Origin of the sequence: Algibacter lectus (assembly GCF_004368925.1) — a bacterium.
GTDB classification, from domain to species: domain Bacteria; phylum Bacteroidota; class Bacteroidia; order Flavobacteriales; family Flavobacteriaceae; genus Algibacter; species Algibacter lectus.
This window is the reverse complement of the sequence record NZ_SORL01000009.1, coordinates 143,634-168,380: the sequence shown is the minus strand read 5'-3', so window position 1 is coordinate 168,380 and position 24,747 is coordinate 143,634. Positions and strand designations below refer to the sequence as shown.

The window sequence follows — 24,747 nt, the reverse complement described above, 5'->3', positions numbered from 1 at the left end:
TAGTTAAGTTTAAAATATAGCTTAACAATTCGAGTTAGTTATTCCATTTGTCCCCTCAAAATTAATAAATAACAGATACTGATATTATGCAATAATAATATCACGTTAACAATACCCTTTAAATTTTTCTTTAAAGGTGCTTTTTGGATGGAGTAATTAGAATGCTAAACAATTATTTTAAATATTTAATTGACGATATGCGCTTAGCTATGGTCGCTTTTAAAAACACTGCAATTTGGTTTCCAAAGTATGTTGGTTTATTCTTGTGTATGTTTTTATTTACCTTAATATCTTATGGGCAGGATATAAAAAATGATAAGGTTACTTCTGTAAATGAGCAGCGCGCTGTTATGGTTTTAAATTTAACAGAAGAAGTTAAATGGTCTAAAATATCTCAAATTACTACCTTTAAAATAGGAGTTATGGGACCTGATACTATTAAAAATAGCTTATCTAAAATTTCTAAAAACAGAAGAATATTTGAAAAACTTATTCAAGTAGATCGAATAAATAAACTTGAAGATATAAAAAACTATAATGTTGTTTATGTAAATAGCACCTACGAGTATTTATTAAAATCTATTTTAGAAGAAAGTAAGGGGCTGGAAGTACTAATTATTACCGAAGGCTATCCAACAAATTCCTCAATGATTAACATGGTACAAGTTGACGATAGCTATAAATATGATATAAACCGAAAGTACATAAGAGAAGCCAAACTGAAAATCACACCAATACTTGCAGGTCATGCTGTAACTTCCAAAGAAATTAAAGAATCTCTCTATAAAAAAACAGAGCAAAAACTTTACATCGCTACTAGGGAAAATAAAGAGCAGAAGAAGATTATTGAAAGTCAAATAAAAACAATTGGGAATCAAATTAATGCTATTAATGAAAAGGATGAAGTTATTTATATTAAAGATTATTCCTTAAAAACACTAGCTCTGGATAGTGAGTTAAAAGCAAAACAATTAGCCGAAAACCTTAATTTAGAAAGAGAGTTAGAAAAAAGGTTAGACGAACAAATTAATCAAATAATTGATCAACAAAATGAGATAGATTCTGTAAATAATGAAATTTTGAATCATAAAAGAACATTAGAAATTCAAACAAGTAACATAAAGGAAAAAACGGCCATATTAGAAGAGAAGAATATTATAATTGATACACAACGAAAGCATAATATCATCTTATCCATATTATCTGGTTTGTTATTTATTGCCTGTCTGTCGTTACTATTTGCTTATATTAAAAATAAAAAATTAAACACACGCTTGAATGTTCAGCATAAAGAAATTAAAAAACAATCTGTATTATTAACCTCAAAAAATAAGGAATTAGAGCAATTCGCGTATATAGCCAGTCACGATTTACAAGAACCATTGAATACGGTTTCTAGTTTTATTGATGTTTTAAATGAAGACTACTATAGCCAGTTCGATGGAGATGGTCAGCAAATTTTAGGTTTTATCAAAGAGGGAAGTGTGCGAATGAAAAAATTAATAGATGCGCTTTTACAATATTCGCGATTAGGTAGATCTAAAGTTTTTGAAGATGTTAATTGCATGCCATTATTAGATGTTTTAACGGCAGATTTACAGAGCACAATAAAAGATAGTGATGCGGAAATTAACTACAAAGATTTACCAATTATAAAGGGTAATGAAGTTGAGTTACGTTTACTCTTTCAAAACCTGATTACAAATGGTATTAAATTTAGAGACCCTAATGTAAAACCAAGAATTAATATAGAGTGTACCGAAATTTCAGAAGGAGAAGATGCTAATAATGGAGCAGAAAAGTACTGGAAATTTTCGGTTACCGATAATGGTATTGGTATTGCTACAGAATATCAAGATCGGGTTTTTGCCATCTTTCAAAGATTACATTCCAGATTAGAATACGAGGGCTCTGGAATTGGTTTAGCACATTGTAAAAAAATTGTAGAATCGCATTCTGGTAAAATATGGTTTACTTCAGAAAAAGGTATGGGTACTACATTTTGTTTTTCGCTACCTATGAGCGCGTAATATTATTCATTTCTTAGCTTTAAATTTGTGCGGTTTAAATAGGGTTACTTATTTTTGCACTATGAGCAAAGCATTATCAAAACAAGAACTTCATAATTTAGCCATGAACCATGTTGGTAAAGATTTAGAACACCGTGGTTTCGAGTTTATAGCTATAAATAGTAAACTAAAAAGGCATCCGCAATTTGTTTGCATGGATAAAACTAAGCAGTATTTCTTTGTAATTGTTAGAGCAGTTATTCTTCCTGAGAACCCTAATAATTATGATGTAGTTTGGATGGAAAGCTTTAAAAAGCACGCTAGGGAAAATGATGCTAAAGTATTATACGCGGGTGTTGGAATAGGTAGTGTTAAAGGTGAGAACGAGCCGCTTTATTTAAACGAAGAGTATTTATTAGAATATAATGGTATTCAGGTTTTAGAAACTAATTTAAACTAAATGAATATATTAAAATTAGTGCTCTGTTGTTTCGTGATTTGTGCTTGTAAGCAGGCGCCTTCTAATTATACAGAACAAAGTTTTAAAAACACCCAACTAGAAGGTTCTGTATTCGGAACGTTTTACCAAGTAACTTACGATACAGATGCTAATTATGAAGTACAACTCGATAGTTTATTTGCTGTAATTAATACATCAATGTCTACCTATATTGATAATTCTGATATTTCAAAACTTAACAGAAATGAGTTGATTGATGTTGATAATCACTTTAAAACAGTTTTTTCTAATTCCGAAGCTATTTATATAGCAACTAATGGCGCTTTCGATCCCACTATTGGCGCTGTAGTAAATGCATGGGATTTTGGTCCAGAAGGAAAAATAATGGATTTAGATAGTCTTAAAATCAATACGCTCATGCAATCTGTGGGGTTGGATAAGGTGTCCTTAAAAGGAAATAAAATTATTAAGCCAGAAGGAACTTTTATTGATTTCAATGCTATAGCAAAAGGCTATGGGGTAGATGTGGTTGGAGAGTTTTTAGAAAGCAGAAACGTAAAAAACTATTTAGTCAATATTGGAGGAGAATTACGAGCAAGAGGTTTAAATAAAGCTAGTGGAAAGATTTGGACAGTAGGTGTAGAGAACCCTAATTTTAATGGCACACAATCTATTAATAAGGTTCTTTCTTTAAAAGATAAAGCCATGGCAACATCAGGAACTTATAGAAAGTTTAAAATAGATGCCGACGGTAATCGCTATGCACATATTATCGATACTAAAACCGGCTATCCGAGTAAAACGAACCTATTAAGCATTTCTGTAATTGCCGACAATTGTATGACTGCAGATGCTTATGCTACCGCATTTAAAGCTATGGGAATAGAAAGGGTAAAGACTTTTTTAGAATCGCATCCTGAATTAAAAGTGTTCCTAATATTTGAAAATGATAGAAAAGAGTTCGAAACGTTGAGTTTGAATGGCTTTGGAGAAAATTAAAAATAAGTGATTAGCCTTAATTTTATTAGAAAGCAGCAATGCACAAAAGTAACCAACCGGTTACTAAAAGTAAACCACCTAGAGGAGTAATAGGCCCCAGAAATTTTAACTTCTTACCTCGAGCATCTGATAGTATTAATCCATAAATACTAAAAGAAAACAACACGATACCAATGGTAAAGCACCAATAAATTGGCATCGTTACATATTCAGGATTCAAACCTAACGCCACTAAAAGAATAGCATGATACATTTGGTATTTTACTCCAACTTCAAAACTTTGTAATTGGTCTGCAGATAGTATTTTTTTTAAAGCATGCGCTCCAAAAGCACCAAAAATAACAGATAACATACCAAAAATGGCACCTGTTGCTAGTATAATAGATTGTGTCATAATATTGAGAAAAACTAAAAATGTTATTTATAAACTACAGGAATAATTTCACCTGGAGCTAAGCAGTATTCTTTTATCGCTTCCACGGAAAGGTTTGCGGTATAATCTACTTCATCTACTTTAAAACCTATGCTGCGTAGCTTATCAAAATAATCTCGGCCATAAACACGAACATGATCATACTGTCCGAATATTTTAGCACGTTCTGCTTTGTCGGTAATAGTATCATCTTCAAAAGTAGTGGCTCTAGATAAATCTTGCGGAATTTGAAAAATGCCCATGCCACCAGGTTTAAGAACACGGTAAAGCTCTTGCATGGCTTTGGTATCATCTGGAATATGCTCTAGAACATGATTACAAAAAATAATATCATAACTATTATCTTCAAAAGGTAAATTGCAAATATCAGCTTTTACATCAGCAATAGGCGATAGCAAATCGGTAGTAGTATAATCTAAGTTTTTTAATTTTCTAAAGCGTTTCAAAAAACACTGTTCGGGAGCAAAATGAAGCACTTTTTTTTCCGAAGAAAAGAAGTCGGTTTCATTCTTTAGGTAAAGCCAAAGTAATCTATGGCGCTCTAAACTTAAAGTAGAAGGCGATAAAACATTATTGCGTTGTTGCCCATAACCGTATGGTAAAAAACTTTTAAAACCCTTTCCGTCTATAGGGTCGGTAAAAGTATTTCCTTTTAAAAAAAAAGCTAAAACCGGACGAATAACATAGCTTAACCTTATTAATAAGGGTCTCGGAATGGTATTCAATATAAGTTTAAAAAGTTTTTTCAATGTTTATGCTTCTAGAGCTTTTGTTGATGAAATTAAGTTTGAAATACCATCCCACAGCGCAATACGATATTTTAGCGCATCTTGTGCGGTTTCTAATACCTCGTCCCATTTTTGAGAATCATTTTGGCATAATTCTTCAACCATTTTTAAAGATAATGGGCCATGCTCATCACCATCTAGCTCTATATGGCGCTCCAAATAATAAGTAAGTTTACTATAAGAGGCTTTATGTTGTTGTTCCGATTGTTTAATAATTTGAAAAAACATATCGGGAATTACATCTTCTCTTCCAAAGGTAAAAGCGGCAGCAATTTTATGCGGTGCATTAGTAGCAATGGTTTTAAAAGAGAAATCTACAAATTCTAGAGTTTCTTTAGGTAAATTTAAAGCAGTTAGCGCATTAGAAACTGAAGTGCCAGCTACTATGTTTTTTATAAATTTATCGATATCTGTTGTGCTTGCTCCAATTTGTTGCATGGCATCTAAGTACATTTCAAAATGACTGTAAGGCTCGCCTAGCTCGTTAACATCACTTTCCTCACCTAGAACAATTTCATTTATAAAACGAGCCGTAGAAGGATGTTTTACAGGGGTCCAAGGTACTGATGTGTTAGTTAAATGATTTTGAAGCGCTTTTAGCAAACTCATAAAATCCCAAACAGCAAAAACATGCTGTTCCATAAATGTTTTAATATCTTCAACTGAAGCTAAATCACTGTATAGTTTATGCGAATTGAGTTTTTCTCGCAACGGTTTTAGTACGAGTTCAATAGATTTTATGGATGTATTCATTTAAAGTACTAATGCGTTTTGGCGAAATTCATCTTCTTCGTTAGAAACTATACCTAAAGCATCATAAATGTAAGCAAAAGTTGAAAGTAATTCAGGTTTACCGTCTACTAATGCTACATCGTGCTCAAAATGTGCCGATGGTTTTTCGTCTAAAGTTGTAATAGTCCAACCGTCTCTATGTTGTTTAATACGGTGTGTACCTAAGTTTATCATTGGCTCTATGGCAACTACCATACCATCTATAAACTTTTTACCTCTACCACGTTTACCATAGTTTGGCATTTCTGGATCTTCGTGCATTTTTGCACCCAATCCATGACCAACTAATTCACGAACGACACCATAACCATGATCTTCACAATATTTTTGAATGGCATAACCAACATCGCCTACACGGTTATTCGCTTTAAATTCGCGGATACCAACGTATAAAGATTCTTTTGTAACTTGAAGTAGTTTTTCGGTTTCGGGAGCAATTTCACCTACAGCAAAAGTGTAAGCGTGATCGCCATAAAATCCGTTTTTTAAAGCACCACAATCTATCGAAATAATATCACCTTCAACTAAAGGTGTATTATTAGGAATACCATGTACTACCTGTGTGTTCGGACTCATGCAAAGTGTATTCGGGAAATCGTAAAGCCCTAAAAAACCAGGTATAGCACCATGGTCTCTAATATGTTCTTCGGCAATTTTATCAAGTTGAAGCGTTGTTACACCTGGCTTTAATGCCTTGGCAACTTCGCCCAATGTTTTAGATACAATTAAGGCACTTTCGCGCATTAATTCAATTTCTTCTTTTGTTTTTATTACTATCATATTCTAAAAAATAATGGCAAAGATACTTAAATCGCTAAGATTGAATTTTGGTTGAAATGAAGAGACTTCAAATTCAAACTATTTCAAGAAGCTAAAAAAGCCTTTTTTCTGTTTAGGAATTACTGGTGTTTCGTTGGTAAGTATTTGATAAACTTCTCCCCAACCAATAAAACCACCAATGTTTCTATCATCAATAAAAATATCAGCATTTATTTTTCTGCTAATATCAGTAGTATATTCTTCTCCAGAAAAACTATTGTTTATTGCATAAAAACTGATGCCGTTTTCTTCACAAAAAGCAACGGCTTCGTCTAATCTACTGCCACATCTGTAGGTCCATAGAATTAAACGATGCCCTTCTTGTTGTAACTTCTTTAACGTTTCGAAAGCAAATATCATAGGCTTTCCTATTTTAGGATAAGCATCTTCTACTATCGTGCCGTCAAAATCGACAGCAATTATTTTAGTGTTATTAAAATTCATAATTATTAACGGTAGTTTACAAAGCCTAAGTTATTGTATTTTAAATTAAAGGATGTTGCGTCATTGCTTTTGGCTGTTCTACGCCTATAAGTTTTAAAATAGTTGGAGCCATATCTCCTAAAACACCATCTTTAATACTTTTTAATTCGTTGTCTATTAAAATAACGGGCACTGGGTTTGTTGTGTGCGCTGTATTTGGAGAACCATCTGGGTTAATCATGGTTTCACAGTTACCGTGGTCGGCAATTAATAGGGTAGTGTACCCGTTTTCTAAACCTGTTGTTACTACTTTGTTTACACAAGTATCAACAGCTTCACAAGCTTTTATTGCAGCTTCCATAACACCTGTGTGCCCAACCATATCACCATTTGCAAAATTTAAGCAAACAAAATCGGCTTCTCCTTTTTGTAATTCAGGAACTAAAGCATCAGTTAACTCAAAAGCACTCATTTCTGGTTGTAAATCGTAAGTCGCTACTTTTGGCGAGTTTTTTAAAATTCGAGATTCGCCTTCAAAAGGAGTTTCTTGTCCTCCTGAAAAGAAAAATGTTACGTGCGGGTATTTTTCAGTCTCGGCAATTCTAATTTGTTTTTTTCCGTTTTTGGATAAAACCTCACCAAGTGTTTCTGTAATATTATCTTTATTGAAAATCACTTTTATACCTTTAAAAGCATCACTATAGTTTGTGATGGTTACATAATATAAATCTAATTTTTGGGTATCGTATTCTGGGAAATCTTGTTGGTTTAACATTTCGGTTAACTCACGACCTCTATCTGTTCTAAAATTAAAGAAGATTACAACATCATCTTTTTCTACTTTAGCAACAGGTTCTTTGTTTTCTGTAATAATTAATGGTTTGATGAACTCATCGGTAACATCATTATCATAGTTAGCCTGAATTTCGGCAGTAGGATTATCTGTTTTAGTACCCACATTGTTTACAATAGCATCGTAGGCTAGTTTTACACGTTCCCAACGCGTATCTCTATCCATGGCATAATAACGGCCTGTAATGGTTGCTATTTTAGCTTTAGTGCCTTCTGTATATTTTTGTAAGTCTTCAACATAACTTTTACCAGATTTTGGGTCTACATCACGACCATCTGTAAAGGCATGTACATAAGAGTTTACGCCTGCTTTATTAGCTGCATCAATAAAGCCACGTAAATGGCTTGTATGTGCATGTACGCCACCATCACTTAGTAAACCTAAAAAGTGAACGTTTTTATTATTATCAGAAGCATATTTTAAAGCGTCTACTAGTACTTTTTCATCTTTTAGTGTATCTTTTTCTATAGCTAAGTTAATTTTAGCTAAATCTTGATACACAATTCTGCCAGCTCCTAAATTCATGTGGCCAACTTCACTATTTCCCATTTGGCCTTCTGGCAAGCCAACATGTAAACCATCGGTCCTTAAGGTCGCGAATGGGTATTTTTTATATAAAGAGTCTATGAAAGGTGTATTTGCATGATCGATAGCTGAAACTTTTGGGTCTGGAGAGTTTCCCCAACCGTCTAGAATCATTAAGATTACTTTTTTATTCATTTTATTTAAAAATTTTATGAAACACTACAAAGATACATAACTTGGCCTAAGTGACCATTAAATATAGCCTGAAAATAGCCTATTTAATAGGGGTTTGTTAATCTGTTTGAAAATGGAGGTTTTGCTTAATTATATTGAAATTAAATGATGAAAACTCAATATTATTTATTTTTTATGTAACACTTTTAAGTTTCCGTCGTCTTTTAAGTATATCAAAAAACATAATCAATTTAATCAAATCAAAAATCTTTCATCATGAAAAAATCAATCATTATTTCCGCAATCGCCTTATGCTTTTCTTTAGGAACAGTAAATGCAACACCTTTAAATTCAACTCGTAATACTTTAGAAAGTGTACGCTATTTTAAAGTGAATTCTTTTTGCGTCTCTATCGCTTTAGGTGATATTGATACTGTTATGAAGTTATTATCTTTAGGTGAAGATGTGAATCAAATTTCTAATGGCATGACGCCGGCTATGTATGCTGCAAAGTTTAACAGAACTGAAATTCTGGAACTTTTAATAATACATGGAGCAGATTTAAAAACTAAGAATTCTAAAAAAATGACAGCTGCTAAATATGCCGAAATTCATGGCGCAACAGATGCGGCTTTAATTATTAAAGAAACTCTAGCTGAGAAAAAGAAAAAATAATTATTAGCATATATAATTATTTTGAGTTAGTCACTCTAAATAAAAGCTGCCTTTGTAGGTGGCTTTTTTTTGTTTTAATATGAAATGGTATCTGGGAAAAGGACAAAAAAAAAGCAGCTATAAAATTATAACTGCTTATTTTCAATTAAAAAAAAACTAACTCAAACTATATAATACTTAATTTCAAACTTTATGAAGGTTATCGTTTTTATATCAACTGAAATCAAAATGATATGCTAACGACTTCCTTTTACAATATTATCTCATTTTAAGGTTGCCGACTATAATTTATGGTTCTATATCTATAAATTATCAGTTATTTTAAGGGTTTTGAGAGGTGTGTGTACAGTTTTTATAGGAAAGTAACTTATAATGTATTTTTAAATGTAATGTTCTTAAAGTTTTATTTTGAGTAGATTAAAAAGAAAACCGGCAAATCGAAAAGTTCGATTTGCCGGTTTAATAAAGTATTTAATATAATTTTACCTTTTACTAGTAACCTGGGTTTTGCAGTAGGCTGTCGTTTAAACCTAGTTGCGATGTTGGTAAAGGAAATAAGTAGTTGTCTATAGAAAAGTTACGAGTTGAAGCTGGTTGTATAACAAGACATTCTCTCATTCCAACTCCGGTTGTTGTACTTTCTGGACTATGGCTGTAAGAGCTAGGAGTATATAAAGCATCGTTACCTTCATAAATAGTACCTTCTATAACCGCGCCATATACAGCTTCACCTAATTCTTGTTCAGCTATTCCCCAACGTCTTAAATCGCTGTATCTTGAGCCTGCTTCTGCATATAGCTCAATCGCACGCTCTCTTCTAATTTCTGTTTCTATATCCATACCGTTAACATCTAAAAAAGCGTTAGTAAGTGCTGGTAAACCCGCTCTAGCTTTAATCAGGTTTATAGATTCATTCATTTGGCCATCAGTTAAATTTCCGTTTAATTCATATAGAGCTTCTGCATACATTAAATAAACTTCAGCTAAGCGTAGTAAAGGAATATCATAAGCTTCTGTTTTTGTAACTCTGTAAGCTTCAGCTGTACCCCAGTTCCAGCTCATAAATTTTGAATTGAAATAGCCATAATTATTTGTTCCATTCAATAATACATCACCATTTTGTGGTATTTCACCAAGATTTCTATGATAAGTAAAATAAGCTCTCATTCTGTAATCTCTATTTTGAAATTCATCTGGAGTATTATCATAGCCTAAAAATTTGTCAGATTTGTCTATTGGTAATCCATCATCACATAAGAACAAGTCCATCATTTTTCTACTAGGCTTTAATCTTCCTTCATAAACATGACTTACAAGTGTATTAGCTTGTCTAAATGTAAAATCGTATTTACCGTATAGAATAAATTCTTTATTGGATGCTTTATCCAATCCGCCTGGATTAGATCCGCCGTCTTCTAAGTTGAATAAGAAATTAGAGCTTAAGTTGTCCAGAGCATCATTATAATTCCATAATTCGAAAGCATTAGAATTCATTACCGACTGACTAAGGGTAACAACTTCTTCTAAATATGCCGTTATGTTTGCTGCTTCAAATCCAGCACTTCCAGCTCCGTTACTCACACCATCACCGTCTGTTGCGGTTCCTACATATTTCATCCAAGTAGCTTCATGTAACAAAACTTTGGCTTTAAAGGCCATTGCGGCTTCTTTGCTAATTTTACCCTTATCTTCTCCTCCAATACTTGTTTCATTTGGTAAGCCAGTAATAGCATCGTCTAAATCTGCTATTATTTGAGCAACAACTTCATATCTACTATTTCTAGGTGCATATAATTCTGGTGAGTTTACATCTAAGGATGATGTTACTAGTGTTACACCACCAAATCGTTGTACTAAAAAGAAATACTGATAAGCTCTATGAAATTTAGAAGCTGCAACGTATTCAGTAATACTTTCAACTCCAGTATATGATTCCGATCTTTCTAATAATAAATTTATATCTCTAATGACTTCATATGTATCTGTATAGTAATTGTCATCTACAGGAGCTAAGGTTTCTCCTCTTCCATACTCTTGCATGTCTCCTCCTTCGAAGAAACCAGCTAAATCAGATCCATGGTCTGAAAAAATGCCTTGATCACCCCATCCCATTAAGGAAGCATAAAATCTATTAGATCCTGTTAAAAAGTGTTCTGCTTCCGTGTAATACACATTATCTGTGATTGAAGATGGAGGTGTTAAATCAATAAACTCGTCTTCGCAAGACGTAAAAAACACCATGATGCATGGTACTATTATATATATTATTTTTTTCATTTGTATCTATATTTTATTAGTTATAAAGAAACTTTTAAACCTAATGCCCAAGTACGCATAAATGGATATGTAGCATTGTTTGCGCCCGCTCCTGACTCAGGATCGTATCCGTCCTTTACGCTGGTAACTTCAAATAAATCATTTCCAGAGAAATAAACTCTAAATGTGTTGATAGGCGTATTACCTATTTTTAATCCTTTTACGTTATACCCTACTATTAAAGATTTTAATCTAACATATCTGTTATTTTGTTTCATGAAATCTTTGTTGATATAGTTCCAGTTAGCAACATTTCTTTGTGTAGATACCCTTGGGAATTCTGCATTTGGATTATCTGCTGTCCAAGTTCTTCCTAACCAAGTCGCAGATTGGTTTTGCCAAATTTGTTGAAAAGGAGCCGCCCAGTAGCCTGTTCTTACTAAGTTTTGGTTTAATGCACCTTGGAAAAACGCACTCATATCCCAATTTTTGTATTTTACATCAAAATTAAATCCAAAAACGTGATGCGATGAAGAATCACCATGATATGTTAAATCTTTAGTATCAATAACTCCATCTTCATTAGAATCTACAATTCTTGTGTCTCCTGGTACCAATCCTGCAGTTGTACCTTGTGCTGGTAATATACCGCCAGAATAAGTTGCGTAATATGCATCTACTTCAGCTTGATTAGCAAAATAACCATCTGTATTATACAGGAAATAAGAGTTAATTGGTCTACCTTCAACAACCTGTTCATCATTATTGTCGCTCGTGTCGACTAGGTTTAATCCAGCAACAACAGCATCGGCTCCATCGTAACTTGTAACTTCATTTCTAGAATCACTCATATTGGCAGCTACACTTACATCAAAATCACCTAACTGACCTCTCCAACCTAATTGAACTTCCCATCCTTTGGTTTGTAAATCTCCCGAATTTGTAAGCGGAGCAGATGTTCCCATAATGTCAGGGTAAACTAGGCTAATTAACATATCCTTATTATCTTTTTGATAAAGGTCAATAGCACCGAATACGGCATTGTTAAATAATTTGAAATCTACACCAATTTCTTTGTTTATTATACGTTCCCAGGTTGTGGTGTTACTGAATAAATCACTTGCTCTTGTTGTTACTTGCTGACCTGCATTGGTTTGTCCGAAAACAGTGGTTCCAAAGTTTACAGTTGATAAATAACCGAAGTTACCAAAACCAGATGTACTACCTAGTTCTCCATAGCCACCACGAAGCTTTAAGAATGAGATGGTATTACTGTCATTTAGAAAATCTTCAGAACTTAAAACCCAACCTCCTGAAACACTAAAATAGTTAGACCATTTTTGACCTTCTGCAAATTTAGATGAGCCATCTCTTCTTCCTTGAAGTTCAAATAAGTATTTAGATTTGTAATCGTAATTTACACGCCCTATATAACCAAAAGCACCCCATGTGTTTCCGCCTCCTGCTGTTATAATATTTTGGTCTGTTGCACCTAAGTTTAAATCATAAACACCATAGTCTACAAAACCAAATCTTTTAGCTCTAAGGCCATTATTTTCATTTTTTTCAGCTTCAACAGCCAAAAGTCCCGATACATTATGGTCTCCGAATGTGTTGCTATAATTTAAAGAAGCTTTATAGTTTTTATAGGTAATATTACTTGTTTCTTCCTCAATATAAGTTTTACTCGGTGCGTTTATATAAGAAGCGAAATCTCCTTGCCAGCTATATAAAGGAACAGATAATACATATTCTTGATCTTCGCTGTTTTGTTTACTAACAGCATAAGAACCTGCTATGTTTAAATGGTCTGTAAGTTTATAAGTTGCCTGTGCAAAGATTTTCATTTGCTCATCTATAAAATTTTGACGTCCTCCATCTATAACTTGCGCTACTGCGTTTCTTTCTCCTTTAATATCAACACCTCCAAAAACAGAGTAGTATTGTCCTTGTTCATTATAAGCAGGGAATAAAGGCGCGTCATATGCGGCAGCATCTGCTGCTAATCCACCAACAGGTCCTGAAAAATGTCTATGGAAATATGTGATATTTGTGTTTAAACTTAATCTATCACTAATATCAACATTATAGCTTGCTGCAAAATTATATCTGTCAGAAGAATCATCCGCAACTTTTAATCCACCAACGTTTTCATCATATCCTGCTGAAATACGGAAGTTACTTGTTTCTGATCCACCTGACACACTAAAATTATGTTGGCTGGAAAATGAGTTTCCAAAAAGGTCGTCGAATCTGTTTCCCTCAGCGAGCCATACCCTTCCATTTATAGGTAAGTCGTAATAGCCTTCTTCACCAGCTGCTATTCTCTCTAAAGTCTCTCTATTATCCCAAAAGAAATATCTTGGAGCTTTTCCTGCTGCAATATCAGAATCAACAGCTGCAAGATAACTGTCACCATATTCAGTCATTGTAGGTGTTGGAGGTCGTATGCCTATGGTGCCCATTCGTAAAATAGTACTGAAATCTACTTTCACATCTCCTTTCCCTTTTTTGGTAGTTACCAAAATAACACCTCCAGCAGCTCTAGAACCATATACAGATGCCGAACCTCCTTTTAAAACACTAATACTTTCAATGTCATTAGGATTCATATCATTAAAAGCAGAAGAGTTTATTGCAGGAACTCCATCAATTACTATAAGTGGGTCTATTCCATTAACAGAAGATGAACCTCTAACAAGAAAATTAACATCTTCGTTACCAGGTCTAGAAGACGCTCTCGTAACAACTAAACCAGGTGTTCTACCTTGCAAAGCCAAAGCAGGACTACCTACTGCCAAATCTTCAAAGGCTTCTGCTTTAATTTGTTCTACTGCACCTGTTAAGGTCTCTTTTTTTGCAGAACCATATCCAACAACAACAACTTCGTCTAAGGCTGCAACATCAGATTCTAAAGAAACATTGATTTGAGCATTACTTCCAACGGTTATTTCTTTTGTTACATAACCTATGTAAGAAAACGAAATAACAGAACTGTTTGATGGCACTGTAATACTGTAATTTCCATCAAAATCTGTTACGGCTCCAGTAGATGTGCCTTTAACAATTACATTTACACCAGGGATTCCCATGTTATCTTCTGCGCTAACAACGGATCCTGTAACGGTTCTGTTTTGTTCAATTGTTGGGTTTGTGTTTGCGTACCCAACATTAGTCATGCTGAAAACCATAAAGGCTATCATCCAAAATAGGCTTAAAGGTTTTTTCAGACTTGTCTGATTTTTGATTTTTTTCATCATAAATAATTAGTTTGTTTGTTTAGATACTCCTTCAAATAGTTGTTAAGATTTAAGGTGATGACTCGTTTTTAAATCATAAAAAAATCGGAGTGGTTTCAATCTAGTTTTAGAACTACAATGGTATTTAAAATTTAAGTTTATACTTATAACTTATAGGTTAATCATGATAAATTATGATTCTTTTTACCGAAAGAAGTTGTTCTTAGTTATAATAGAATTAACGTTATACGTGTCTTTTAGTGATTTTATGTTTTCTGATTAAGATGTGGAATACTAGTTTTTATGATGAGATTTTTAATACTTATCCAAATAGCTATTGATAGTTAATTAACTCTTAATTATATCAGAAATCGTAATTTTAAACCATAATTTATAGTTTTCGAATGATAATTTAACGAGAGAGAATGCTTTAATATTTAAATTGCATAAATATTAAAGAAACATCAGGTTGGTTTATAAATTTGATGTAAATGTTTTAAAACTGAAAAAATGCGTTTAATAAAATCGATATTGTTTTTAATGCTATTTGTGTGTTTCTCCTGTAATTCTGTAAAGAAAGAAACAGCTATAAATCAATTATCAAAGTTTGATGTAAACACGGTTTTAAATCAAAACGTAGAGAAAATAAAAACAGTAACTCAAAAACTTACATTTTACGATAGTTTCCCGAGGCATATAGATGAAAATAACAAACAATGGAGCTATGTTAAAACAAAAGATTGGTGTAGCGGTTTTTATCCTGGGATTTTATGGTATGCTTATGAAGAGTCTGGAGATGAGGTTCTAAAAAATAAAGCTATTAAATTCACCGAAACATTAAAAACCATAGCATACAGTCCTGCGAGAAATCACGATATTGGTTTTCAATTATATTGCAGTTATGGTAATGGTTTTAGATTAACAGGAAACCAAAATTACAAGGAAATTTTATTAGCGGCAGCCGATACATTAGCTACATTATACAACCCGAAAGTTGGTAGCATTTTATCTTGGCCTTCTCAAATTAAGCGCTATAAACACAACACCATTATAGATAACATGATGAATTTAGAATTGCTTTTTTGGGCAGCTAAAAATGGTGGAGATAAAAGTTTGTACGATATAGCCAAAAGTCATGCTGAACAAACCATGAAGTATTTGGTGAGAGAAGATGGTTCTGCATTTCATGTCGGATCTTTTGATATAGAAACAGGAGCCTTTTTACAAGGATACACACACCAAGGTTATGCTAACGAGTCTATGTGGGCGCGAGGGCAAGGTTGGGGAATTTATGGTTTTGCAATGGCATACCGTGAAACTGGTGATTCTAATTTTTTAAATACTGCCATAAAACTTTCAGATAAATTTTTAGACCGTTTACCGGAAGATGGTATTCCGTTTTGGGATTTTGACGATCCTAAAATTCCTAATGCTCCAAAAGATGCTTCTGCAGCAGCGGTTGCAGCATGTGGCTTAATGGAATTATCAGGTTTGGTTCAAGATGAAAAATTAAAATCTAAATATTTCAACGGAGGTAAAGCACTGGTTGAAAATCTATCATCTAGTGCTTATTTGAGTAATGCCAAAAATGATGCCTTACTATTGCATTCCACAGGAAATCACCCTAAGAATAAAGAAATGGATGTTCCAATTATTTATGCCGATTATTATTACATGGAAGCCTTATTACGATTAAAGAAACTAGAAAATATTTAATAAACACAGCATTTTAAAATGAAAAAACTCGGTTTTATTCTTATTTGTATCACATTAATTTTTAGTTCTAGTCTTTTCGCTCAGACGGTACCGTATTCTATTGGGCGTATAGTGGTAAGTTCTGATGGTAATGAGCACGATCATGATGATTGGGCCGCTACACCTTTTACATTGGCGCTTTTGGCGGCAAAAGGACTTCAGGATAAACTAACGGTTTACACGTTTAGTGATCATATTTGGGGGAGCGATTATCAAAAGAAAAAAGGAAAAACCGAAATGTTAATCAGTGCTTTAGAAGGTCAAAAAATATATAATTTTAAAAAGAGTAATTTCTTGGAAGCGGTTGCCGATTCTACAAAAGCCATTAATGCCATTGTAAAAGAAATTAATAAATCTAAGGCGAGCAATCCGTTAACTATTGTCGCTGCAGGGCCTATGCATGTTGTGGGATCTGCGATTTCTCAGTCTAAAAAAGCAAAATTAAAATATGTCAGAATTATTTCTCATTCGAATTGGAACGATAGACATTCTGATAAACCTTATGATTGGGAAGAACATTCTGGTTGGACTTGGAATGAAATTAAAGCGAGTTTTGAGTCTTTCGGATTGATTTGCGATAGAATATCCGATCAAAATGGCGGGAAAGATTACGAAGGTATGAAAGCACCAAAAGCCATGTTCGATTGGATAAATACTTCACCAATAAGAAATACTTCGGAAAAAGCGAAAAAACAATTAGATTGGTTGTATCAAAGGCAATTAACTTGTGTTAAAAAAGGAGATTTCGATCCGTCGGATGCTGGTATGATTATTTATCTATTAACCGGAAAACAAAAAACAAGTCCTGAGGATGCAAGAGCAATTATCGAAAATTCAGTACATTAAACAAAATTCAAAAATGAAAAAAAAAATCAGTTTATTCATCATCATATTTATCAGTTTTCATTGTTTTTCTTCTGAAATAAGTTCTGTGGAAGCAAAAGCTAATTTTGAAACTTCAATTAGAAATATTTCCGAAGAAAATGAAGCCGTAAAAAAGGAGTGGAATGGTTTTAAAATAAAGGAAGCTACCTTAAATGGAGTGGATTATAAAGTGGTGTTTCCAAAGAAAGCGAACGCTAGTAAAAATTGGATATGGCGTGCTAGATTCTGGGGTCATGAACCACAAACAGATATCGCGCTCTTAAATGCAGGCTTTCATGTGGTTTATATTGAAGTGGCTAATTTATTCGGAAGTCCGAAGGCTGTTAATATTTGGAATGAATTTTACGATTTCATTATAAAAAAATATAAATTAAACCCTAAAGTCGTGCTAGAAGGCATGAGTAGAGGTGGTTTAATTATCTTTAATTGGGCGAACCAAAATGCCGAAAAAGTAGCTTGCATTTATGCCGACGCACCAGTTTGCGATTTTAAAAGTTGGCCTGCTGGACAAGGCACAGGCGATGGCTCTAAAAAAGCATGGGAAGCCTGCTTAGTTAGCTATGATTTTACTGAAGAAGTAGCGTCTCAATTTTCTGGAAATCCTATAAATCACATGGAATATATTGCTGTTCAAAAAGTGCCTATTTTAATTGTTGTTGGCGATGTCGATAAGGTTGTTCCTGTGGCAGAAAATAGTGCTTTATTAGAAGAACGTTTAAATAGTTTAGGTTGGGAGTTAAACATGATTCATAAACCAGAAGTGGGGCATCATCCACATTCTTTAAAAGACCCAAAACCTATTGTAGATTTTATTTTGAAGGTAACTAATCCTTAATTTTATTTCGTTCTTTTTGTATAGAAAATCCATAAAAAGGTTTGCTTAATTTTATGTAAAATGTAACGTTTTATTTTTGTTTAAAATCGATCAACGGCTTGTTAGTAGCCTATTTCATTAATATAGCGCATAAATAAGCTATAGTTTATATGGAAAGGCTCATGATTTATACCGTAAAAAGTCTTTAATTTTTATTATTGTATCTATTATAATTTTTTAGAATAAATAATAAAAAATCCAAGGATGAAAAAAATAGGTATTTGTACAATGTTGTTTGTTTTTCTTTTAGGAACAGCATGTGGTTCTAAAGTAGAAAAAACTGTAGTTGTAGAGGCGAATATCGATCCAGAAAATATAACAGACGAAGCGCGTATGGAATGGTGGCAAGAGGCCCGATTTGGTATGTTTATTCATTGGGGGATTTATTCGGTTCCTGCAGGTTTTTATAACGGCGAAGCACAAACAAATAGTGCCGAGTGGATTATGAATAAAGGCAAAATTCCGGTAGCTGAATACGAGAAATTTGCAGACGAATTTAACCCCACTAAATTTAATGCCGACGAGTTTGTGGCTTTAGCTAAACAAGCCGGAATGAAATACATGATTATCACGGCTAAACATCACGATGGATTCTCGATGTTCGATTCTAAAGCCACCGATTATAACATTGTAGATGCCACGCCTTTTAAACGTGATATTTTAAAAGAATTATCTATCGCCTGCCAAGAGCAAGGCCTTAAATTCGGTTTTTATTACTCGCAAGCTCAAGATTGGCACCATCCTGGTGGTTTAGGTAATAGCTGGGACAAATCTTTCGAGCGTGTAAGTAGCGACGAATATGTTTACGAAAAAGCATTGCCAGAAGTAAAACAGTTACTTACAGAATACGGACCGATATCAAATTTTTGGTGGGATACACCTCGCGAAATGACAAAATCTGTTGTCGATAGCTTGCATCATATTACCACGGCATTACAGCCATGGATTATTACAAACGACCGTTTGGGCGACGATTATCCTGGAGATCATAAAACTTTTGAAAGAAACGGGCCAAGACATCAACCCGAAGCTAAATATTGGGAATTATGCCAACCCGTTAGCGGCAGTTGGGGTTATCGTAGCGACGATGATAATTTTAAATCGATACCTACTTTAATTCATAATTTAATTGATCAGAGTAGTAAAGGCGGAAATTATTTATTGAATGTAAGCCCAACCAGAGAAGGAATTTTAAGAACCGAAGCCGTTGAGCGTATGAAAGCCATTGGTGTTTGGATGGATACAAATTCCGAAGCGATTTACGGTACACAAGCAAGTCCAACTTCTACCGAACCAGACTGGGGACGTATTACCATGAAAACTATTGACGATAAAGCATTACTTTATCTTCATGTTTATAACTGGGAAGATGGAGCAGCGTTGCCAATTCGATTAAAAAACAACGTAGAATCTTGTTATTTACTTACTGATGAAAGCAGAACGTTTAAAACCGAAACTTTAGATCATGGAATTCAAGTGAAATTAACAGGAAAAGCGCCAGATAGCGTAGCTTCTGTTATTGTTTTAAAGTTGAAAGAAATGCCAAATGCATTACCTGTAAAAGCTTTAAGGCAAGAAGAAAGCGGATTAGCTGTGCTTACAGCTTACAGAGCGCAATATGAAAACTTACAAGGGCCAGGCGCGCTATACAAAGAGGAGTGGGACTGCGTTAGTCATTGGGATAGTGAAACGGCTCGAGTATATTGGTCTTTCGAAATTGATAACCCAAGCACGTTTAATGTGGAGCTTGGCTATTCAGGAAGTGAATCTACTGAAATTACAGTAGCACTTGCAGGAACTTCTAAAAATGTAAACGTTGCCGCGACAGGAAGTAATCCAAAACGATTTAAAAAAGCAGACTTAGGACAATTTACAGTTGATAAACCTGGTAAATATGAGTTTTCTCTAATGCCTGTAGCAGGAAAATGGAATGCCATTAATTTGAAGGATATTAAACTTCAACCCGTAAAGAAATAATCAACGTTTATTTGGATTTATAAAATGATGAAGTATATTTTTCTTTTGTTTATTGGATGTTTGTTCTCTTGCGGTGCACAAAATAGTCTATATATTAATTTAGATGAAGCACCTATTGATGGCGGTTTACAAATGGAAGATTATTGGGTTTGGGGAAGTTCTGTTATTAAGGGAGACGATGGTTTGTACCACATGTATGCTTCTCGATGGCCAAAAATGTTGCCGTTTCACCCAGGTTGGATGGTGGCTTCAGAAATTGTGCATGCCACATCAAAAACTCCAGAAGGACCTTATCAATTTCAAGATGTTGCTTTAGGCGATCGTGGTACACAATTTTGGGATGGAAAATCTTGCCATAACCCTAAAATTGTAAAATATAAAGATACTTACATTCTTTACTACATGGGATCTACACATCCTTTTGAGGCAGTTACGGAAGCCAATGTTAGCGATTTCGATTTATCAAGTAAATGGTGTATTGCTGCGCGTTGGGGAAAACGTATTGGTATAGCAACATCTAAAAGTCCGAACGGCCCATGGAAACGTCAGAATGAACCTGTTTTAGAGGTGGAACCAAATTCATATTATAGTTTTTTAACCTCCAATCCGTCACCTTTAATTAAAGAAGATGGTTCGGTAGTTTTACTTTTTAAAGGAAGAAGTTATAAGGAAGATGGCGTTTCGCAAAGCGATATGAGTATCGGCGTGGCCACAGCACCTAGTTTTGATGGTGACTATACCGTAATCGGTGACGAGCCATTATTTTCTATGGAACGTTTTGGAGAAGTTGAAGATCCACATTTATGGAGTGATGATGCTGGTTACCATATGATAGCAAAAGACCAAAGAGGTTTAATTACTGGAGGAAAAGGTGATGGATTGGTAGCACATTCTGAAAACGGTATTGATTGGATAATAGATGAAAATCCAAGAGCTTATACAAAAACAGTAAAATGGAACAATGGAACAACTATTAAACAAGGACAGTTAGAACGACCTTTTGTTTTTGTTGAAAATGGAAAACCTACGCATATTTTCTTTGCAACCATGGATGGTCCTGGCGGATTTAACAATGGTACAAAAACATGGAATATGGTTATTCCTTTAAAAAAATAACATAACTAAACTAAATATTTTAATACAATAAATACAGATATAACATGGACAAGAAAATATTATTATGGTCTATTACTGCAGCTTTAGCAGGATTTTTATTCGGATTTGATGTTGTAGTAATATCGGGAGCCGATAAAAAACTACAAGCCTTATGGGAATCATCAGATGCTTTTCATGGTTGGGTAGTCATGGGTATGGCGCTTTGGGGAACGGTAATTGGAGCCATTTTTGGAGGCTTTCCAACAAACAAATACGGACGTAAAAACACCTTAATTGCTATTGGTGTGTTATTTGCTGTTTCGGCCATTGGTTCTGCTTTATCAAACGATCCATATGTATTTGCTTTTGCTCGTTTTATTGGTGGTATTGGCGTTGGAGCATCAACCATTGCGGCTCCTGCTTATATTTCTGAAATTGCTCCAGCTAAAGATCGTGGGCGTTTAGTAGCCTTATATCAATTTAATATTGTTTTTGGTATTTTAATTGCTTTTTTATCAAACTACTTATTAAGTGGTATTGGAGAAAATGCATGGCGTTGGATGCTAGGTGTAGAGGCTATACCAGCAGTTTTATATATTTTATTTGCATTAAAAGTTCCTAAAAGCCCACGTTGGTTATTATCTCAATCTAGAACTGAAGAAGCTAAAGCAGTTTTAAAATTAATAGATCCTAATGCAGATGTTAACGAACAAATTAGAGAGTTTACAGCACATTCTGATGCTAGCGATAAAACCGAAACTATTTTTATAAAAAAATATAGGTTTCCATTAACCTTAGCGTTTTTAATTGCTTTTTTCAATCAGTTATCAGGTATTAATGCCTTCCTTTATTATGCACCACGTATTTTTGAAGAAGCTGGTTTGGGAGAAAGTACAGCACTTTTAAGTAGTGTTGGTATTGGTGTTACTAACCTTGTTTTTACTTTATTGGGCGTGTTTTTAATTGATAAATTAGGAAGAAAGACCTTAATGTATATAGGCTCGGTTGGATACATTATTTCATTAGGATTAGTATCTGCGGCATTCTTTTTAGGATGGACGGGAATGGCAGTGCCTATTTTCTTATTTCTATTTATTGCAGCACATGCTATTGGGCAAGGCGCTGTAATTTGGGTGTTTATTTCAGAGATTTTTCCTAACCATTTACGTGCATCAGGACAATCTTTCGGGAGTTCAACGCACTGGGTGTTAGCGGCTTTAATTCCTTCTTTAATTCCATTTTTGTTTAACCACCCAATGATTGGTGCTGGTGTTGTATTTTTGGTATTCGCAGGTATGATGGTTTTACAATTATTGTTTGTTGCTTTCATGATGCCTGAGACTAAAGGAAAAACTTTAGAAGAATTAGAAGATATCATTTTAAAGAAAAAATAATAAGTTAAATTTTATGAAAAAGTTAATCGGATTTTTACTCGTTTTTTGTGCATCATTATCGCTTCATGCGTCAAAAATTGATACGTTGGTTGTGCATAGTACAGTCATGAATAAAGATATAAAAAATGTGGTAATAACCCCTGATTCTTATAAAAAAAACGGACCAAAATTGCCAGTCGTTTATTTACTTCATGGCGCAGGTGGCGACCACAAAGCTTGGTTAAGTAAAGCTCCTAATATCGAAGCTTATGCCGATTTATATAATGTAATTATTGTGTGTCCTGATGGGCATAAAACCAGTTGGTATTTTGATAGTCCAATAGAGAGTAATATGCAATATGAAACTTATATTTCTAAAGAGCTTATTACTGGGGTTGATAGTAATTACAATACCATAGCCGATAAAAATCATCGTGCCATTACGGGATATAGTATGGGCGGTCATGGAGCGCTATATTTAGCTTTTAGACATCACGATGTTTGGGGTGTTGCTGCTAGTATGAGTGGTGGTTTAGACATAAGAGGTTTTCCATTGCAATGGGAAATCGCAAAACGTTTAGGAGTTTATGCCGATTCACCAGAAACTTGGGAGCAGAATACCGTTATTAATATGACGCACTTACTCGATGGTGAAAATCTGAAGTTTATGTTCGATTGTGGCGTAGACGATTTTTTCTACGATGCTAATGTGCGTTTGCATAAAAAACTTTTAGAGCGTAGAATTCCTCACGATTATATCGAAAGACCAGGTGCACATACCAATCAATATTGGGCGAATTCAATAATCTATCAAATGGTGTTTTTTAAAGACTTTTTTAATTCAACTAAAAAATAAGTATGCATTTTAATTTTGTAAAATATCTAGCTGTTGTTTGTCTTTTAGTAAGTTTTTCTTGTAAAAATGAAACAAAAACAACGGTTGAAAGTAAAGTTCAGGAAGACATTAAACAACCTAATATTGTTCTGCTTTTGTGTGACGATTTAGGGTATGGAGATTTATCGTCTTTTGGGCATTCCATTATACAAACCCAGCATTTAGACGCATTGGCTAAAACAGGAATTAAACTAACTAATTTCTATTCTACCGCACCGGTGTGTTCGCCTTCTCGTGTAGGTTTACTTACGGGAAGAAGCCCAAATAAAGCTGGTGTTTATGATTTTATTCCTGGTCCTAAAAAGAGTGAGGATAATCGTGATTTAGTACACATGCAGGCCGATGAGGTTACTATTCCTGCCTTGTTGAAAAAGGCGGGTTATGATACTTGCTTATCAGGAAAATGGCATTGTAATTCTCGTTTTAATTCTAAAGAACAGCCACAGCCTAACGATTTTGGATTCGATCATTGGTTTTCAACACACAATAATGCATCTCCAAGTCATCAAAACCCAAAGAATTTTGTTAGAAACGGTGAGAAAGTTGGCGAAATAGAAGGTTTTAGTAGTCAAATTGTAGTTAGTGAAGCTATTAATTGGCTTGAAAACAAAAAAAGTGATAAGCCTTTTTTCTTAGAAGTGGCATTTCACGAACCGCACGAACCTATTGCTTCACCAGAAGATTTAGTTCAAAAATATTTACCATTGGCAGACAACCTTCAACAAGCAGAATATTTTGCAAATGTTGAAAATGTAGATATTGCTGTGGGGCGTTTGGTAGCGTTTTTAAAGGAAAAATATGGCGATAATACTTTAGTGATTTTTACTTCGGATAACGGACCAGAAACTTTTATGAGATATTCGAAAGCGAAACATTCTTATGGAACACCTGGAGAATTAAAAGGTATGAAACTTTGGACTAACGAAGCTGGTTTTAGAGTGCCTTGTATTGTAAACTGGTTAGGAAAAGAAACTTTTACCGGAACCTCAGAAAAAGTGGTGTCTGCCTTAGATTTTTTACCAACGTTTGTTGATATCGCTGGTGCGGAACTACCTAAAAGAACCATAGATGGACAATCTATTAAAAAGTTTTTAAGTACAGGTGATTTGGAGCGCCAAAAGCCATTAATATGGGCATTTTATGATGCTATTAATGAGCGCCGAGTTGCTATGCGAAGTGGCGATTGGAAAATTATGGCACGTTTGGAGTCGGACAATAAAGTGCTTCCAAATATTCATAACCTATACGATGGTAATGAAGCTTATGTTAAAAATGCTGAACTCACCAATTTTGTATTATTCAATTTGAAAAATGACATCAGTGAATCTGAAGATTTAGCTTCTAAAGAACCAGCAGTTTTTGAGAAAATGAAAGCTGAGTTTTTAGTACAGTATAAAGATTTATTAAACGAAAGTCATATTTGGGTTCGTAACGAATAGATATTTAGT

At 34.1% G+C, this 24,747-nt stretch carries 20 protein-coding genes; 12 read left to right on the top strand and 8 right to left on the bottom strand.

Features of this window, described 5'->3' with window-relative positions; genetic code table 11:
- Positions 1-143: 143 nt before the first annotated feature.
- The 3 genes from DFQ06_RS13280 to DFQ06_RS13270 all read left to right on the top strand — a co-directional run bounded on the left by DFQ06_RS13280 (position 144) and on the right by DFQ06_RS13270 (position 3,468).
- Positions 144-2,030 carry a YfiR/HmsC family protein gene (locus DFQ06_RS13280; protein ID WP_133968167.1) on the top strand — a complete coding sequence of 629 codons (1,887 nt, stop codon included), beginning with the start codon at positions 144-146 and terminating at the stop codon, positions 2,028-2,030.
- A gap of 61 nt (positions 2,031-2,091) precedes the next feature.
- Entirely contained in the window at positions 2,092-2,469 is a 378-nt protein-coding gene (locus DFQ06_RS13275) for a hypothetical protein (protein WP_042495681.1), read from the top strand.
- Positions 2,470-3,468 (top strand): FAD:protein FMN transferase, encoded by a 999-nt coding sequence (locus tag DFQ06_RS13270; protein WP_074937786.1) that lies wholly within the window; start codon positions 2,470-2,472, stop codon positions 3,466-3,468.
- Between the two features lie 25 nt (positions 3,469-3,493).
- Here the strand turns inward: DFQ06_RS13270 and DFQ06_RS13265 are convergent, their stop codons facing one another.
- From DFQ06_RS13265 to gpmI, 6 genes are all read right to left on the bottom strand, one after another.
- The gene (locus DFQ06_RS13265; protein ID WP_074937783.1) at positions 3,494-3,862 is read right to left on the bottom strand and encodes a DUF423 domain-containing protein; all 369 of its coding nucleotides are present in this window, start codon (positions 3,860-3,862) and stop codon (positions 3,494-3,496) included.
- A 23-nt stretch (positions 3,863-3,885) separates the two neighbouring features.
- On the bottom strand, positions 3,886-4,650 hold the full coding sequence (locus tag DFQ06_RS13260) for a class I SAM-dependent methyltransferase (RefSeq protein WP_133968165.1): 765 nt from the start codon (positions 4,648-4,650) through the stop codon (positions 3,886-3,888).
- 3 nt (positions 4,651-4,653) lie between these two features.
- Positions 4,654-5,442, bottom strand: a complete 789-nt coding sequence (locus tag DFQ06_RS13255; RefSeq protein WP_133968163.1) for a DUF3050 domain-containing protein — start codon at positions 5,440-5,442, stop codon at positions 4,654-4,656.
- On the bottom strand, positions 5,443-6,261 hold the full coding sequence (map, locus tag DFQ06_RS13250; RefSeq protein ID WP_042495677.1) for a type I methionyl aminopeptidase: 819 nt from the start codon (positions 6,259-6,261) through the stop codon (positions 5,443-5,445).
- Positions 6,262-6,339: 78 nt separating this feature from the next.
- Positions 6,340-6,744: a BT0820 family HAD-type phosphatase gene (locus tag DFQ06_RS13245; RefSeq protein WP_042504856.1), complete on the bottom strand. Its 405-nt coding sequence runs from the start codon at positions 6,742-6,744 to the stop codon at positions 6,340-6,342.
- A 40-nt stretch (positions 6,745-6,784) separates the two neighbouring features.
- Positions 6,785-8,296: a 2,3-bisphosphoglycerate-independent phosphoglycerate mutase gene (gene gpmI / locus DFQ06_RS13240; protein WP_133968161.1), complete on the bottom strand. Its 1,512-nt coding sequence runs from the start codon at positions 8,294-8,296 to the stop codon at positions 6,785-6,787.
- Positions 8,297-8,551: 255 nt separating this feature from the next.
- Between gpmI and DFQ06_RS13235 the strand changes: the two genes are divergently transcribed.
- Positions 8,552-8,950 (top strand): ankyrin repeat domain-containing protein, encoded by a 399-nt coding sequence (locus DFQ06_RS13235; RefSeq protein ID WP_133968159.1) that lies wholly within the window; start codon positions 8,552-8,554, stop codon positions 8,948-8,950.
- Positions 8,951-9,442: 492 nt separating this feature from the next.
- On the opposite strand, the gene DFQ06_RS13230 is transcribed toward DFQ06_RS13235, so the two are convergent.
- Positions 9,443-11,227 carry a RagB/SusD family nutrient uptake outer membrane protein gene (locus tag DFQ06_RS13230; protein ID WP_133968157.1) on the bottom strand — a complete coding sequence of 595 codons (1,785 nt, stop codon included), beginning with the start codon at positions 11,225-11,227 and terminating at the stop codon, positions 9,443-9,445.
- A gap of 20 nt (positions 11,228-11,247) precedes the next feature.
- The gene (locus DFQ06_RS13225) at positions 11,248-14,466 is read right to left on the bottom strand and encodes a SusC/RagA family TonB-linked outer membrane protein (protein ID WP_133968155.1); all 3,219 of its coding nucleotides are present in this window, start codon (positions 14,464-14,466) and stop codon (positions 11,248-11,250) included.
- Between the two features lie 489 nt (positions 14,467-14,955).
- Between DFQ06_RS13225 and DFQ06_RS13220 the strand changes: the two genes are divergently transcribed.
- From DFQ06_RS13220 to DFQ06_RS13185, 8 genes are all read left to right on the top strand, one after another.
- Entirely contained in the window at positions 14,956-16,161 is a 1,206-nt protein-coding gene (locus DFQ06_RS13220; RefSeq protein WP_042504849.1) for a glycoside hydrolase family 88 protein, read from the top strand.
- Between the two features lie 18 nt (positions 16,162-16,179).
- Positions 16,180-17,046 (top strand): hypothetical protein, encoded by an 867-nt coding sequence (locus tag DFQ06_RS13215; RefSeq protein ID WP_133968153.1) that lies wholly within the window; start codon positions 16,180-16,182, stop codon positions 17,044-17,046.
- A 13-nt stretch (positions 17,047-17,059) separates the two neighbouring features.
- A complete protein-coding gene (locus tag DFQ06_RS13210) occupies positions 17,060-17,920 on the top strand; it encodes an alpha/beta hydrolase family protein (RefSeq protein WP_159140079.1) in 861 nt (286 codons plus the stop codon).
- Positions 17,921-18,163: 243 nt separating this feature from the next.
- Positions 18,164-19,936 (top strand): alpha-L-fucosidase, encoded by a 1,773-nt coding sequence (locus tag DFQ06_RS13205; protein WP_206672772.1) that lies wholly within the window; start codon positions 18,164-18,166, stop codon positions 19,934-19,936.
- 24 nt (positions 19,937-19,960) lie between these two features.
- Positions 19,961-21,052, top strand: coding sequence for a glycoside hydrolase family protein (locus tag DFQ06_RS13200; protein WP_206672771.1), 1,092 nt, complete (start codon positions 19,961-19,963; stop codon positions 21,050-21,052).
- A 44-nt stretch (positions 21,053-21,096) separates the two neighbouring features.
- A complete protein-coding gene (locus DFQ06_RS13195; RefSeq protein ID WP_042504843.1) occupies positions 21,097-22,425 on the top strand; it encodes a sugar porter family MFS transporter in 1,329 nt (442 codons plus the stop codon).
- A gap of 13 nt (positions 22,426-22,438) precedes the next feature.
- Positions 22,439-23,260 carry an alpha/beta hydrolase gene (locus tag DFQ06_RS13190; RefSeq protein WP_133968149.1) on the top strand — a complete coding sequence of 274 codons (822 nt, stop codon included), beginning with the start codon at positions 22,439-22,441 and terminating at the stop codon, positions 23,258-23,260.
- 2 nt (positions 23,261-23,262) lie between these two features.
- A complete protein-coding gene (locus DFQ06_RS13185) occupies positions 23,263-24,738 on the top strand; it encodes a sulfatase-like hydrolase/transferase (RefSeq protein ID WP_133968147.1) in 1,476 nt (491 codons plus the stop codon).
- The last annotated feature ends 9 nt before the right edge of the window (positions 24,739-24,747 follow it).